At 59.3% G+C, this 13775-nt stretch carries 11 protein-coding genes and 1 pseudogene; 4 read left to right on the top strand and 8 right to left on the bottom strand.

Annotated elements, in window-relative coordinates:
* Positions 1-54: 54 nt before the first annotated feature.
* A complete protein-coding gene (gene aceK, locus KW840_RS19095) occupies positions 55-1773 on the bottom strand; it encodes a bifunctional isocitrate dehydrogenase kinase/phosphatase (RefSeq protein ID WP_057715983.1) in 1719 nt (572 codons plus the stop codon).
* A 159-nt stretch (positions 1774-1932) separates the two neighbouring features.
* Here aceK and KW840_RS19090 point away from each other — a divergent pair, with 159 nt between their 5' ends.
* The gene (locus tag KW840_RS19090; RefSeq protein WP_057715984.1) at positions 1933-2841 is read left to right on the top strand and encodes a DMT family transporter; all 909 of its coding nucleotides are present in this window, start codon (positions 1933-1935) and stop codon (positions 2839-2841) included.
* Between the two features lie 78 nt (positions 2842-2919).
* On the opposite strand, the gene KW840_RS19085 is transcribed toward KW840_RS19090, so the two are convergent.
* The 3 genes from KW840_RS19085 to cysK all read right to left on the bottom strand — a co-directional run bounded on the left by KW840_RS19085 (position 2920) and on the right by cysK (position 6439).
* On the bottom strand, positions 2920-3783 hold the full coding sequence (locus tag KW840_RS19085; protein WP_218496923.1) for a DMT family transporter: 864 nt from the start codon (positions 3781-3783) through the stop codon (positions 2920-2922).
* 481 nt (positions 3784-4264) lie between these two features.
* On the bottom strand, positions 4265-5203 hold the full coding sequence (locus KW840_RS19080; RefSeq protein WP_218496912.1) for an aspartyl/asparaginyl beta-hydroxylase domain-containing protein: 939 nt from the start codon (positions 5201-5203) through the stop codon (positions 4265-4267).
* A gap of 261 nt (positions 5204-5464) precedes the next feature.
* Positions 5465-6439 (bottom strand): cysteine synthase A, encoded by a 975-nt coding sequence (cysK, locus tag KW840_RS19075; RefSeq protein WP_090453716.1) that lies wholly within the window; start codon positions 6437-6439, stop codon positions 5465-5467.
* A gap of 129 nt (positions 6440-6568) precedes the next feature.
* Between cysK and KW840_RS19070 the strand changes: the two are divergent.
* From KW840_RS19070 to KW840_RS19060, 3 genes and pseudogenes are all read left to right on the top strand, one after another.
* Positions 6569-7642: pseudogene (locus KW840_RS19070) on the top strand (DUF748 domain-containing protein).
* A gap of 145 nt (positions 7643-7787) precedes the next feature.
* Positions 7788-8633: a MoxR family ATPase gene (locus KW840_RS19065; RefSeq protein WP_057715989.1), complete on the top strand. Its 846-nt coding sequence runs from the start codon at positions 7788-7790 to the stop codon at positions 8631-8633.
* 11 nt (positions 8634-8644) lie between these two features.
* On the top strand, positions 8645-9823 hold the full coding sequence (locus KW840_RS19060; RefSeq protein WP_008055445.1) for a VWA domain-containing protein: 1179 nt from the start codon (positions 8645-8647) through the stop codon (positions 9821-9823).
* A gap of 100 nt (positions 9824-9923) precedes the next feature.
* Here the strand turns inward: KW840_RS19060 and KW840_RS19055 are convergent, their stop codons facing one another.
* The 4 genes from KW840_RS19055 to KW840_RS19040 all read right to left on the bottom strand — a co-directional run bounded on the left by KW840_RS19055 (position 9924) and on the right by KW840_RS19040 (position 13660).
* A complete protein-coding gene (locus tag KW840_RS19055) occupies positions 9924-10850 on the bottom strand; it encodes a biotin-dependent carboxyltransferase family protein (protein WP_218496910.1) in 927 nt (308 codons plus the stop codon).
* Positions 10847-11551, bottom strand: coding sequence for an allophanate hydrolase subunit 1 (locus KW840_RS19050; RefSeq protein ID WP_154860798.1), 705 nt, complete (start codon positions 11549-11551; stop codon positions 10847-10849). The genes KW840_RS19055 and KW840_RS19050 overlap by 4 nt, the downstream gene beginning before the upstream one ends.
* On the bottom strand, positions 11548-12300 hold the full coding sequence (locus tag KW840_RS19045; protein WP_057715992.1) for a 5-oxoprolinase subunit PxpA: 753 nt from the start codon (positions 12298-12300) through the stop codon (positions 11548-11550). The genes KW840_RS19050 and KW840_RS19045 overlap by 4 nt, the downstream gene beginning before the upstream one ends.
* Positions 12301-12373: 73 nt before the next feature.
* Positions 12374-13660, bottom strand: a complete 1287-nt coding sequence (locus tag KW840_RS19040) for an MFS transporter (protein WP_102671282.1) — start codon at positions 13658-13660, stop codon at positions 12374-12376.
* Between the last annotated feature and the right edge of the window lie 115 nt (positions 13661-13775).

The raw sequence follows: 13775 nt of genomic DNA, 5'->3' as shown, positions 1-13775 counted from the left end.
GCACACTGCAGTCAAATGTGGGAGCGAGCTTGCTCGCGATGGCGTCAGTGAGAACTACTCGTTGTCCAAGCCTTTACGCCGATACGGAAACACATCAATCACCTTCCCCGCCCGAATCGCTTCCTGAAGGCTCTTCCAGTAATCGGCGTTGTACAACTCGCCATGCAACTGATCGAACAACTTGCGCTGCCCCGAATCGGCAAACAGGAACGGTGGAAACTCTTCCGGGAATACGTCCAGTGGCCCGATCGAGTACCACGGTTCGGACGCCATTTCATCTTCGGGTGTACGTGGCAGCGGGATGTGGCGGAAATTGGCCTCGGTGAGGAAGCAGATCTCGTCGTAGTCGTAGAACACCACCCGACCGTGACGGGTCACCCCGAAGTTCTTCAGCAGCATGTCGCCGGGAAAGATGTTGGCCGCCGCCAGTTGCTTGATCGCCAGCCCATAGTCTTCCAAGGCCTCCCGCACCTGCGCCTCGTTGGCGTTCTCCAGGTAGAGGTTCAGCGGGGTCATGCGGCGCTCGGTCCAGCAGTGGCGGATCAGCACCGTATCGTCTTCCACCGACACTGTGGATGGTGCGACTTCCAGCAGTTCCTCCAGGCACGCCGGATCGAACTTGCTCAGGGGGAAACGGAAGTCGGCGAACTCCTGGGTATCGGCCATGCGCCCGACCCGGTCGACGCTTTTCACCAGGCGGTACTTTTCGATCACCGTGGCGCGGTCGACGTTTTTCGACGGCGAGAAACGGTCCTTGATGATTTTGAACACGGTGTTGAAACCCGGCAGGGTGAACACGCTCATGACCATGCCGCGCACGCCGGGGGCCATGATGAACTGGTCGTCGGTATTGGCCAGGTGATTGATCAGTGCCCGGTAGAATTCCGACTTGCCGTGCTTGTAGAAGCCGATCGAGGTGTACAGCTCGGCAATGTGCTTGCCCGGCAGGATGCGTCGCAGAAAGCCGATGAACTCCGCCGGCACCGGCACATCCACCATGAAATACGAGCGGGTGAACGAGAAGATGATCGACACGTCTGCTTCATCGGTGATCAGCGCATCGATCTGGATGCCGCGACCCTCCAGGTGCAACAATGGAATTGCCAGCGGCCATTGCTCGTCGGCGGTGTAGATGCGCCCCACCAGGTACGCGCCTTTATTGCGGTACAGCACCGAGGAAAACAGCTCGACGCTCAGCTCCGGATCCTTGCACACCCAATCCGGCAGGTTCTCGCGCAGTTGCGCTTCGAGGCGCTTCAGGTCACCGGCCAGGTCGGCGTAATCCTCACTGAAACGGTAGTCGGCGAAGATGCTGGCGAGCATCGCCGACAATTGGCCTTGCGGCTTGTAGGTGCGGGTTTGCGCGGCCCGGGCGCGGCGCAGGCTCGGCCGGGTGGTGTGGATGAACATGCAGCCGTCGCTGATCAGGTCATGGCTGAACAGCCCACAGAAGATCGAGTTGTACCAGGTCTCGGACAGTTCATCGTCGAAGCGCAGGTCGATCAGGCTGATGTAGGCGTTTTTGACCAGCGGCCAGCAGCTGACGTCCAGGGTGTCGGCGTCAAACGCGGTGCGCAGTCGCTCCACCGTTTCACCGACCTTGTCTTCATACAGATTGATCCGTGCCGCCGACGCCGTCTGCGTTTCCTGCCACTTGGCCTGTTCGAAGCGGGCCCGGGCGCCGTCGGTGATCTGGCGAAAATGCTCGCGGTAATCGTCAAAGCCATCGAGGATCAAACGGGCGATGTCGGCGGCTGGCCATTGCTGCGGCATGGTGAGACCTCTGCGGGAATTCGGGAGGCTTGAGCTTAGCCAGTGAACCGGGTGCAGGAGAAGCGTAATTTTCCGGGTGAATTAAATGCCCGGTTTTCGGTTGCCATCGATCACACACTCAGCAACACTTTCGCCCCTCCCCCAAGGAAGGACCGCGCTGTGAACCCCGTCGATATTTTCCGTTTACTGTCCCTGGCGGCCATTTGGGGGGCCAGTTTTCTGTTCATGCGCATCATCGCCCCGGTGATCGGCAGCATTCCTACCGCTTTTTTCCGTGTATCGATCGCCGCTGCCGGACTGCTGGTGATTCTCGGCCTGATGCGCATCAGTTGGGATTTCAAGGGCAAACTCAAGACCGTGATGCTGCTCGGGGTGATCAACTCCGGGATTCCGGCGACGCTCTATTCGGTGGCTGCGCAGGTGCTACCAGCCGGTTACTCGTCGATTTTCAATGCCACGACACCCTTGATGGGCGTGCTGATCGGCGGCCTGTTTTTCCATGAAAGGCTCACTGGCGCCAAACTCGGCGGCGTGTTCCTGGGGCTGTTCGGCGTGGGCGTGCTGACCCGTGCCGGTCCGGTGGCGTTCGATTTGGAACTGCTGATGGGTGCCGTCGCCTGCCTGCTCGCGACCACCTGCTATGGATTTGCGGGGTTTCTGGCCCGCCGCTGGCTCGATCAGGCCGGTGGTCTCGACAGCCGTTTGTCGGCAGTGGGCAGCATGCTTGGCGCGACATTGTTCCTGCTGCCGCTGTTCGGCTACAGCGTGATAAGCCAACCACCCGCGACCTGGGGCGGCTGGAGTGTCTGGCTCTCGTTGCTGGGGTTGGGTCTTGGATGCACGGCGTTTGCGTACATTATTTACTTCCGCCTCCTGAGCTCGATTGGTCCGGTGAAATCGATGACTACGACCTTTTTGATCCCGCTGTTCGGCGTGCTGTGGGGGGCGCTGTTTCTTGATGAGCCATTGTCGATGGCGCATGTCTATGGCGGGATGTTGATTGCGCTGGCGTTGTGGTTGGTGTTGAAGCCGGCGGCGGTGAAACCGGGTTTGGTGGCTGGCCGGTAGTGTTGTGGCGTTTCAGATGACGCCAAAAATCACAAAGGCCCGGAGCATGGCTCCAGGCCCTTGCGGGTTTGCACGCAATTACGCGGCTTTACGGAACACAAACACCAGACCGACGATGATCAGCAGCATGCCGAACAGGCTCAACATCGCCAGGCGATTGCCGAAGATCAGATAGTCCATCACCGCCGTTACCGCCGGCACCAGATAAAACAGGCTGGTGACGTTCACCAGATTGCCTCGGGCGATCAAGCGGTACAGCAATAGCGTCGCCAGCACCGACACCACCAGCCCCATCCATAGCACCGGCAGGATGAATCCACTGCTGTGTTCGAAGTGAAACGGCTGGAAGGGTACGAAAATCCCGCACAACAGCAGTCCGGCCAGATACTGCACTGGCAGTGTGCCGAGGGGATTGTCGGTGATGCGTTTCTGCATGATCGAACCGAACGTCATGCTCGCCAGCGCCAGCAGACCGAAAAGCATGCCCGCCAAAGACATGCCGGCCAAACCGATGCCCTGGTAAACCACCATGATCAACCCGGCCAAGCCTAGCGCCAGACCGAACATCCGGCTTATTGATCGGTGCCGCTCCATCAGCACCACGGTGAGAATCGGCTGCACGCCCATGATGGTCGCCATCACCCCGGGCGTGACTTTAAGGTCCAGGGCCAGCAGATAGAAAATCTGATACGCCCCCAACAACACCACGCCGGTGACCATCGCATACAGCATCGGTTTGCCGCCCTTGGGCAACTTCAGCTTGAGCAACGGCACCAGCAACACCAGGCCGCCCAGGGCGATGACGAAACGGAACATCAGGAAGGCAAAGGGCGACGCGTGGGCCAGCCCCCATTTGGAGAAGATCGCCCCGCTGCTCCACAGCAGAACGAACAGGCTCGTGGACGCCGCCGCGAGCGCGGAGTTTTTCGAAAGGACAAACATGAATACCACCTGTAGTCAGGCAAAAAGCCAACTCAGCCGAAGCTGAAATTCAGTCGTTTTTTTCAGGTAGGCAGGGGAACAGCAGAAAGCAGCTGATCAGCCCGAAATGCCAACGCCTGGCGGTGAGACCACCGCGCACACTGGCGTGCGACTGACAGGAGGGGGGTAATGACTGATCTGCCCCGGTTGCTGATTCCCGCACGGCACGACGCCAGCGTTGACCGCTGAATCGACTACCGCGTTGAAGTGGGGTGCAGGCATTGGGCTGATCTTTACTCGAGGGATAAAAAAGTGAGTCCGAAACTCACCGTGCGCCGACTATAACCAGCGTTCGACATGGATTGCAACGACTCGACCAAAAGGCCAGCTACGACAGTTGTTACAGAGTCTGCAGTGTGCGGTTGGAGGGGCATTCAGGGATTGCGCGAAAACCTGTAAAAAACCGCTCACAACGAACGGTTCTTTTATTCTGTATCCGGCGTTAGCCAAACAACCAATACCCCAACAACATCAGCACCAGCACCGCCAGTACCGGACGCAGTACACGGTAGGCCTCGGGATTGCGCCGCTTCCATTGCTTGACCACACCACTGAATTTATCGCTGGAGTTCTTGCTCCAGGCATAGACCCGGTTGATGCCCCCTACTCGCTCGTCATCAAGGTTCTGCGGTGCAGTCGCACGACCTAGCCAGGCGCTGATACTGCGATTGATGCGGGTCATGAAGCGATTGCTCAGCGGACGTTCGATATCGCAGAACAGTATGACACGGGTCTTTTGCGTTTCATTCTTGACCCAGTGCACGTAGGTTTCGTCGAACATCACGTCTTCACCATCGCGCCAGGCGTAAACCTGACCGTCGACAAAGATGCGGCAATCATCGGAATTGGGGGTGGACAGGCCCAAGTGATAACGCAGGGAACCGGCAAACGGATCGCGATGCGGATTGAGGTGGCTGCCGCCCGGCAGTAGCGCGAACATGGCGCCTTTGACGCTGGGAATGCTGTTGACCAGTTGCACGGTTTTCGGGCACAAGGCTTCGGCGGAAGTCAGCGGTTTGTCGTACCACTTGAGATAGAAGCGCTTCCAGCCCTTCTTGAAGAACGAGCCAAAGCCGGCGTCGTTGTTCTTTGCCGCCGCGCGGATATACCCCTCGTCGAACAAGTGCATCGCTTCGTCGCGAATCACCTCCCAGTTGTCCTTGAGTACATCAAGTTCCGGGAACTTGCTGCGATCCAGATACGGTTTCGACGGCACGCCGGAAAACAGGTACATCAGGGCATTATAGGGGGCGAACAGTGCCGAATGGTTAACGAACTGGCGCAAAACCGGCAGGCGCGCCTTGCCGCGCAAATGCACATAGAGGGTGCTACCGAGAAACAGCAACAACAACGAGGCTTTCGCGGCAAACGACGGGATCATCGACAACTCCTTTGAAGATAAACGGCACCGCACCACGTCCATTGCCCGACGTGGCTACCAGCATGATAAACACTACCGCCCCGGTGAAAACCTGCACTTTTCAACATTCAATGTTAATGAATGTGCAACAAACTTTATTAACATAAGGTGCCTGAACGCTGGCTGATGCAATCCATCATCAACCGGAACAGATCAATGGATCGCAACCAGCGATAACGCCTCAACCGTCAGCGCCAGCCACGATCCGCCAATGCCTGGCACTTACTGGCGATTCTCCTGTTCGGTAAACAGATCACTGAACAGCATGCTCGACAGGTAACGCTCACCGGAATCCGGCAAGATCACGACAATGGTCTTGCCCTGCATTTCCGGGGTCTCCGCCAGTCTTACGGCGACCGCCATGGCGGCGCCGCTGGAAATCCCGCACAAGATTCCCTCTTCCTGCATCAAGCGCAAGGCCATGGCCTTGGACTCTTCGTCACTGACCAGTTCCACCCGATCGACGATCGACAAATCGAGGTTCTTCGGCACAAAACCGGCACCGATGCCCTGGATCTTGTGCGGGCTCGGCTTGATTTCTTCACCGGCCAGGGCCTGGGTGATCACCGGCGACACCACTGGTTCCACCGCCACCGAGAGTATCGGTTTGCCCTGGGTATTCTTGATATACCGTGAAACCCCGGTGATGGTTCCACCGGTTCCGACACCTGCCACCAGCACGTCGACCGCGCCGTCGGTATCGTTCCAGATCTCCGGGCCGGTGGTTTTTTCGTGGATGGCCGGGTTGGCTGGGTTGTCGAATTGCGCCGGCATGAAATACTTCGACGGGTCGCCAGCAACGATTTCACCGGCTTTCTCGATGGCGCCTTTCATGCCTTTGGCCGGCTCGGTCAACACCAGTTCGGCGCCCAGTGCCTTGAGTACCTTGCGGCGTTCGATACTCATGGACGCCGGCATGGTCAGCATCAGCTTGTAGCCACGGGCGGCGGCCACGAAGGCCAGGCCGATGCCGGTATTGCCGGAGGTGGGTTCTACGATGGTCATCCCCGGCTTGAGTTTGCCGCTGCCCTCGGCATCCCAGATCATGTTCGCACCGATCCGGCACTTGACCGAGTAGCCAGGGTTGCGCCCTTCGATCTTGACCAGGATGGTCACACCACGCGGCGCAATGCGATTGATCTGCACCAGCGGCGTATTACCGATGGAGTGGGCGTTGTCAGCGAAAATGCGGCTCATGGCTGGGTCCTTAACGACAGCATTGAAATAGGGCATCAAGGTAAGCCTCTTGCCCGCAGGCGTCCAGTCGGGTCGAACGTCCGCTTATCAGTGCAGTCAATGGCTTTAGACAGCCAGAGATTTGCCGCCATGAAACGTCGATACAGCTGGCCCCTGTGGACCCTCGCCGGCCTCGTTCTGCTGCTGGTTGCCTTGCACATTGCCCTGCCCTACATCGTGCGCGATTACCTCAACGAGAGATTGGCGAACATGGGTGACTACCGCGGCCAGATTACCGACGTGGACCTGGCCCTGTGGCGCGGCGCCTACAAAATCAATGGACTGAAAATCGTCAAGGTCAATGGCAAGGTCCCCGTGCCTTTCGTCAATGCGCCATTGATTGACCTCTCCGTCAGCTGACACTCGCTCTGGCATGACCACGCAGTGGTGGCCGAGGCGCAGTTCGACAAACCCGAGGTCAACTTCGTCGATGGCGCCAACAAGCAAAATTCCCAGACCGGCGAGGGTACCGACTGGCGAGCACAATTAGGCAAGCTGCTGCCCATTACCCTGAACGAAGTGCGGATCAACGACGGCAAGATCAGCTTTCGCAACTTCAACTCCAAGCCACCCGTGAACATGAATGCCACAAAAGTGGATGCCAACATCTACAACCTGACCAACGTGGTCGACACCAAAGGCAAGCGTGATGCGCGCTTCGAAGGCAAAGCCCTGCTGCTGGGGCACGCGCCACTGGAAACCACGGCCACTTTCGATCCCTTGAGCGACTTCGAAGACTTCGAGTTTCGCTTGCGCACCACGGATATCGAGCTCAAGCGCTTGAACGACTTCGCCGCGGCCTACGGCAAGTTCGACTTCAATGCCGGCCATGGCGACGTGGTGATCGAAGCCACAGCCAACAAGGGGCGACTGACCGGCTACATCAAGCCCCTGCTGCGCGATGTTGATGTGTTCAACTGGCAGCAGGATGTGCAAAGCGAGGACAAAGGGCTATTCCGCTCGATTTGGGAAGCCCTCGTCGGCGGTACCGAGACCGTCTTGAAAAACCAGGGCAAAAACCAGTTTGCGACACGGGTCGAACTCAAGGGTAATGTGCATCAGCAAGATGTCAGCGCATTCCAGGCTTTTTTACAGATTTTGCGCAATGGTTTCATCCAGGCATTCAATGCGCGGTATGAACGGCCAAAGCCGGATGCAGGCTGAGTCACCAAGTGACGCCCCATTCAGAGACTGAATAAGCCGTCTGCGTTCACAGTCGACCGGACACCGCGTTATAGTCGGGGCTGACTCTTTTATTGCCCCCCGCCCTGCCTCGTACAGGTCGGCGTTACCGTTCGAGGATTAGCAGATGAAGTTCGAAGGCACCCAGGCCTACGTCGCCACCGATGACCTGAAGCTGGCGGTCAACGCCGCCATCACCCTGGAGCGGCCGTTGCTGGTCAAGGGCGAACCGGGCACCGGCAAGACCATGCTCGCCGAGCAACTGGCCGAATCCTTTGGCGCCAAGCTGATCACCTGGCACATCAAATCCACCACCAAGGCCCACCAGGGCCTGTACGAGTACGACGCGGTCAGCCGCCTGCGCGATTCGCAGCTCGGCACGGAAAAGGTCCACGACGTTCGCAACTACCTGAAAAAGGGCAAGCTCTGGGAAGCCTTCGAGTCCGAAGAGCGGGTGATCCTGCTGATCGACGAAATCGACAAGGCCGACATCGAATTCCCGAATGACCTGCTGCAAGAACTCGACAAGATGGAGTTCTACGTTTACGAGATCGACGAGACCATCAAGGCCAAAAAACGTCCGATCATCATCATTACCTCCAACAACGAAAAAGAGCTGCCGGACGCCTTCCTGCGCCGCTGCTTCTTCCACTACATCGCTTTCCCGGATCGCGTGACGATGCAGCGGATCGTCGACGTGCACTACCCGGACATCAAGAAAGACCTGGTCAGCGAAGCGCTGGACGTGTTCTTCGACGTACGCAAGGTGCCGGGCCTGAAGAAGAAGCCTTCGACCTCCGAGCTGGTGGACTGGCTGAAGCTGTTGATGGCCGACAACATCGGCGAAGCGGTGCTGCGCGAGCGTGATCCGACCAAGGCCATCCCGCCGCTGGCCGGTGCGCTGGTCAAGAACGAACAGGACGTGCAACTGCTGGAGCGTCTGGCGTTCATGAGCCGTCGCGGCAGCCGATAAGGGTCAACGCCATGTTGCTCAACCTGTTCAATGAAATGCGTGCAGCCAAGGTGCCGGTCTCGGTGCGTGAGCTGCTGGACCTGATCAACGCGCTGAAACAGCGCGTGACCTTCGCCGACATGGACGAGTTCTATTACCTGTCCCGGGCGATCCTGGTGAAGGACGAAAAGCATTTCGACAAGTTCGACCGGGCGTTCGGTGCCTACTTCAATGGTCTTGAAAAACTCGACGACCACTTGCAGGCCTTGATTCCCGAAGACTGGCTGCGCAAGGAATTCGAGCGTTCGCTGACCGACGAAGAGCGGGCGGCGATCCAGTCATTGGGTGGCCTGGACAAGCTGATCGAAGAGTTCAAGAAACGTCTGGAAGAACAGAAGGAACGCCACGCCGGTGGCAACAAGTGGATCGGCACCGGTGGCACCAGCCCGTTCGGTTCCGGCGGTTTCAACCCGGAAGGTATTCGGGTCGGCGATGCCGGCAAGCGCCAGGGCAAGGCGGTCAAGGTCTGGGACCAGCGCGAATACAAGAACCTCGACGATTCGGTCGAGCTGGGCACCCGCAACATCAAGGTCGCCCTGCGGCGCTTGCGCAAGTTTGCCCGTCAGGGCGCGGCCGAAGAGCTGGACATCGATGGCACCATCGACCATACCGCCAAGGATGCCGGCCTGCTGAACATCCAGATGCGGCCGGAGCGGCGTAACACCGTCAAGCTGTTGCTACTGTTCGACATCGGCGGCTCGATGGACGCCCATGTGAAGATTTGCGAGGAGCTGTTCTCGGCCTGCAAGACCGAGTTCAAGCATCTGGAGTACTTCTACTTCCACAACTTCATTTATGAATCGGTGTGGAAGAACAACATGCGCCGCACCTCCGAACGTACTTCGACCATGGACCTGCTGCACAAGTACGGTGCCGACTACAAAGTGATCTTCATCGGTGACGCCGCCATGGCGCCCTATGAAATCACCCAGGCGGGCGGCAGCGTCGAGCACTGGAACGAAGAAGCCGGTTACGTGTGGATGCAGCGGTTCAAGGAGAAGTACAAGAAACTCATCTGGATCAACCCGTATCCGAAGGACACGTGGGGCTATACCTCTTCGACCAACATCGTGCGGGATTTGATTGAGGACCAGATGTATCCGCTGACCCTTCGCGGGCTGGAGGAAGGGATGCGGTTTCTGTCCAAGTAGTTCTGCTGTCTGGACTGACGCCATCGCGAGCAAGCTCGCTCCCACAGGGTCTTATGTACGGCAAAGATCCAATGTGGGAGCGAGCTTGCTCGCGATGCTTTTAAAGGCTAACAAACTGACGCAGATACTGAATCTGTTCTCGATGCGCCACATCCTGCACCACCGGCCGCAACCGCACCCGCGCCCCCGGCAGGCACTGCGCAAGCCGCGCCAGTGCCAACGGTGTCAACGCCCCCAATCGCGGATAACCACCGATGGTCTGTCGATCATTGAGCAACACAATCGGCTGCCCGTCAGGCGGCACTTGCACCGCCCCCAACGGAATACCTTCGGAAATCATCGGTTTGCCCTGGTACTGCAGCGCCGTGCCCAACAGGCGAATGCCCATCCGGTCGGCTCGGCTGTCAAGACTCCACACGCTGTTGAACGCATCGAACAGACTCTGCCCGCTGAACTCGCCAATCTGCGCACCAAGCACCAGATCCAGCAATGGCTCGCCGGTGAAATCCGGCACGCATTGGCTTGGCAACTCCCGCAGCAATACCAGCGAGTTCCCCGAGTAGCTCAAGGACGCGCCTTTACCCAGCGCATGGCCCATTCCGTCCAGGCCACCCAGTTCCTCACGGACCACCGTCGCGCTGCTGCCCAGCACTTTCGGTGCATCAAACCCACCCGGCGCCGCCAGATAGGCCCGGGCGCCGAGTAGCGGTCGGGCGAATTGCAAACGCTGACCTTTGTGCAACCTGAAACTGCGCCATGGCGCCAGCGCTTCGCCATCCACCTGCGCGCCAAGATCCGCGCCGGCCAAGGCCAGCAAGCAATCTTCCTCGGCCACGAGGGTGAATCCGCCAAGGGTGATTTCGATTACCGGCGCATCCAGCCCGTTGCCCAATAGCCAGTTGGCCCAGGACATCGAACGCCAATCGGCGGCTCCGCCCTGGGTCACGCCCAGATGCCGCACGCCAAATCGACCGGCATCCTGCAACAGGCACAGCGCCGTACTCGCTTCAATGGTCAGACGGCTCATGCCTGGGCCTCCAGTGGCGTATCGTCACCGCCCAGGTTAATGAATTCGGCATGGCCGACCGCTTCGAACCGTACGGTGTCACCGGGTTGCATCAGGCTGTAGCCGTCACGGTTGCGATCGAACAATTTGGCCGGCGTGCGGCCGATCAGGTTCCAGCCCCCCGGCGACACCACCGGGTAGGCCGCCGTTTGCCGTTCGGCGATGCCGACACTGCCGGCGGCGACTTTCTTGCGGGGCGTGTTCAGACGCGGCGCGGCGAGCACCTCTTCCACCAGCCCCATGAAAGCGAAGCCCGGCGCAAAGCCCAGGGCAAACACCTGATATTCACGCTCGCAGTGACGACGGATCACCTCCTCCACCGCCAACCCGCTGCGTTGCGACAACAGGCTCAATTCCGGACCGACGCTCAAGTCGTACCACACCGGCAACACATGGCAGGTACCGCGCGTACGCGCATTGGGCGACAGATCGATCAGTGCCTGGGCAATCAACTCCCGGGCCTGGGCGGGACTCAGCGCGGTCAAGTCGTAATGCACCATCAAGGTGGTGTAGGACGGCACCAGATCAATCAGATGCCCGGCGAATGCCGTGCGCAGACTTTCACTGGCCGCCAGCATCCACGGCATGTTGGTTTCGGCAATTTCATCGAACAGGCGCACCATCAGGCAGTCCAGCGCCACCACTTCCACCCGCAGCTTCATGACGCGCTCTGCCGGTTCAAGGCTTCACGGATGCGTTGCACGGCAGCGACCGAACTGGCGTTGTCGCCGTGCACGCAAAGAGTGTTGGCCTGCAAATGCAGGGCGCTGCCATCGCTGGCGGTGAGCGGATCGCCACGGGCAATGGTCAGCGCCTGCTCGATGATTTTTTCCGGATCGTGATGCACCGCTCCCGGCAGTTGTCGCGACACCAGCCTGCCGGCGCTGTCATAAGCGCGGTCGGCAAAAGCCTCGAACCACAGGGTCACGCCGTATTCATCGCCCAGTTGTTGGGCGGCGCTGTTGTCGCGGGTGGCCATCAACATCAACGGCAGGTTGCGATCATAGGACGCTACCGCTTGCAGCACCGCGCGCAGTTGTGCCGGGTTGGCCATCATGTCGTTGTACATCGCGCCATGGGGTTTGACGTAACTGACACGACCGCCCTGGGCCCGGCAGATGCCGTCGAGGGCGCCGATCTGGTAATGCAGAATGTCTTGAAGTTCCTGGGGGGCATAGGCCATGGAGCGGCGGCCGAACCCCACCAGGTCCTGATAGGCCGGATGCGCGCCAACTTGCACACCGTGGCTGAGGGCCAGGCTGACGGTCTTGCGCATGATGCTCGGGTCGCCGGCGTGGAAACCGCAGGCGATGTTGGCGCAATCGATGAAGGGCATGATTTCCGCGTCCAGCCCCATGGTCCAGCTGCCGAAACTCTCGCCGATGTCGCAGTTCAATAGCAGGCGGCTCACACTGAACACTCCTGTAGGCTTTATTCTTTTCAGCTGCGGGACATATCCGTAAGACAGCCCCGCAGGTTATCAGTTACTGGGCGTCGAGTTGCTTGCCACGGGTTTCCGGCAAACTCAAGGCCGCGAGGATCACCACGCCGTAGGAAACCGCCGCAAAGGCACCGATGCCTACACTCAGCGGCACGGTCTGGCTGAGCAGGCCAATCAACAGTGGAAACAACGCCGCCAGCGCCCGTCCGATGTTGTAGCAAAAACCCTGGCCCGAACCGCGAATGCGCGTGGGGAACAACTCGGTCAGGAATGCACCCATGCCACTGAAGATCCCGGAGGCAAAGAAGCCCAGCGGAAAGCCCAGCCACAGCATCACGCCGTTGCTGACCGGCAGTTGCGTGTACAGCAACACAATGGTGAACGAGCCGACGGCGAACAGGATGAAGTTCTTTTTACGTCCGAGGATGTCGGTCAAATAGGCGCTGATGACATAACCCACGTAGGACCCGACGATCACCATCGCCAGATAACCGCTGGTATTGAGCACGCTCAAACCGCGTTCGTTCTTCAGAAAAGTCGGCAACCAGGACGTGATCGCGTAGTAGCCGCCCAGGGCGCCGGTGGTCAGCAACGAAGCGCGAATCGTGGTGAAGAGCATGCCGGGGGCGAAAATCTCGTAGAACTTCGACGGGTTGCTCGGCTCCTGCCTGGCTTTGGCTTCACGATAGATTTCCGGGTCCTTGACCAGGCGGCGGACGAATATCACGAAGATTGCCGGCACGATGCCGAGGATGAACAGCGCGCGCCAGGCGTCTTCCGGTGGCAATACCGAGAACAGCAGCGCATACAGAATCGCCGTCAGCCCCCAACCCAGCGCCCAGCCGGACTGCACCATGCCCACGGCCTTGCCACGGTCCTTGGCTCGAATGACTTCACCGATCAGCACCGCGCCGGCCGTCCACTCGCCGCCGAAACCGAAGCCCATCAGGGTCCGTGCAATCAGCAGTTGCTCGTAGTTCTGGGCAAAGCCGCAGAGGAAGGTGAAGAAGGCAAACCACAACACCGTCAGTTGCAAGGTGCGCACACGACCGATGCGATCGGAGAGAATCCCCGCTACCCAGCCGCCGATGGCCGAAGCGATCAGCGTGCTGGTGTGAATCAGCCCGGCCTGGCCGGTGGTGATGCCCCACATGGCAATCAGGGTTGGCACCACAAAGCTGAGCATCTGGGTGTCCATGCCGTCCAGGCCATAGCCGATTTTGCAGCTCCAGAAGGTGCGGCGTTCCTGCTGATTGATGTTGCGATACCAGTCGAAAGGTCCCGGACGGGCCGAGGCTTTCGGAATGGCGGTGGTGTCGGGCGCACTCATGGCAAATCTCCGCACTGATTTTATTGGTATTGTTCTGAGCCCCGACGACGCCTATCGTGGGAACCGGATGCGCCGATTTTTGGACGCGCGCCCCTGCTGCGTCCAACTAATAAAA

Source organism: Pseudomonas sp. PDM30 (genome assembly GCF_019218985.1).
GTDB classification, from domain to species: Bacteria; Pseudomonadota; Gammaproteobacteria; order Pseudomonadales; family Pseudomonadaceae; genus Aquipseudomonas; species Aquipseudomonas jessenii.
Note: the sequence above shows the minus strand (reverse complement) of the source record. Positions and strands in the feature narration are given on the sequence as shown.

What these genes read in the sequence shown, in the direction of transcription:
- aceK (WP_057715983.1), bottom strand. Translation starts at nt 1,773, where the DNA reads ATGCCGCAGCAATGGCCAGCCGCCGACATCGCCCGTTTGATCCTCGAT.
- KW840_RS19085 (WP_218496923.1), bottom strand. Translation starts at nt 3,783, where the DNA reads ATGTTTGTCCTTTCGAAAAACTCCGCGCTCGCGGCGGCGTCCACGAGC.
- KW840_RS19080 (WP_218496912.1), bottom strand. Translation starts at nt 5,203, where the DNA reads ATGATCCCGTCGTTTGCCGCGAAAGCCTCGTTGTTGTTGCTGTTTCTC.
- cysK (WP_090453716.1), bottom strand. Translation starts at nt 6,439, where the DNA reads ATGAGCCGCATTTTCGCTGACAACGCCCACTCCATCGGTAATACGCCG.
- KW840_RS19065 (WP_057715989.1), top strand. Translation starts at nt 7,788, where the DNA reads ATGAAGTTCGAAGGCACCCAGGCCTACGTCGCCACCGATGACCTGAAG.
- KW840_RS19060 (WP_008055445.1), top strand. Translation starts at nt 8,645, where the DNA reads ATGTTGCTCAACCTGTTCAATGAAATGCGTGCAGCCAAGGTGCCGGTC.
- KW840_RS19055 (WP_218496910.1), bottom strand. Translation starts at nt 10,850, where the DNA reads ATGAGCCGTCTGACCATTGAAGCGAGTACGGCGCTGTGCCTGTTGCAG.
- KW840_RS19050 (WP_154860798.1), bottom strand. Translation starts at nt 11,551, where the DNA reads ATGAAGCTGCGGGTGGAAGTGGTGGCGCTGGACTGCCTGATGGTGCGC.
- KW840_RS19040 (WP_102671282.1), bottom strand. Translation starts at nt 13,660, where the DNA reads ATGAGTGCGCCCGACACCACCGCCATTCCGAAAGCCTCGGCCCGTCCG.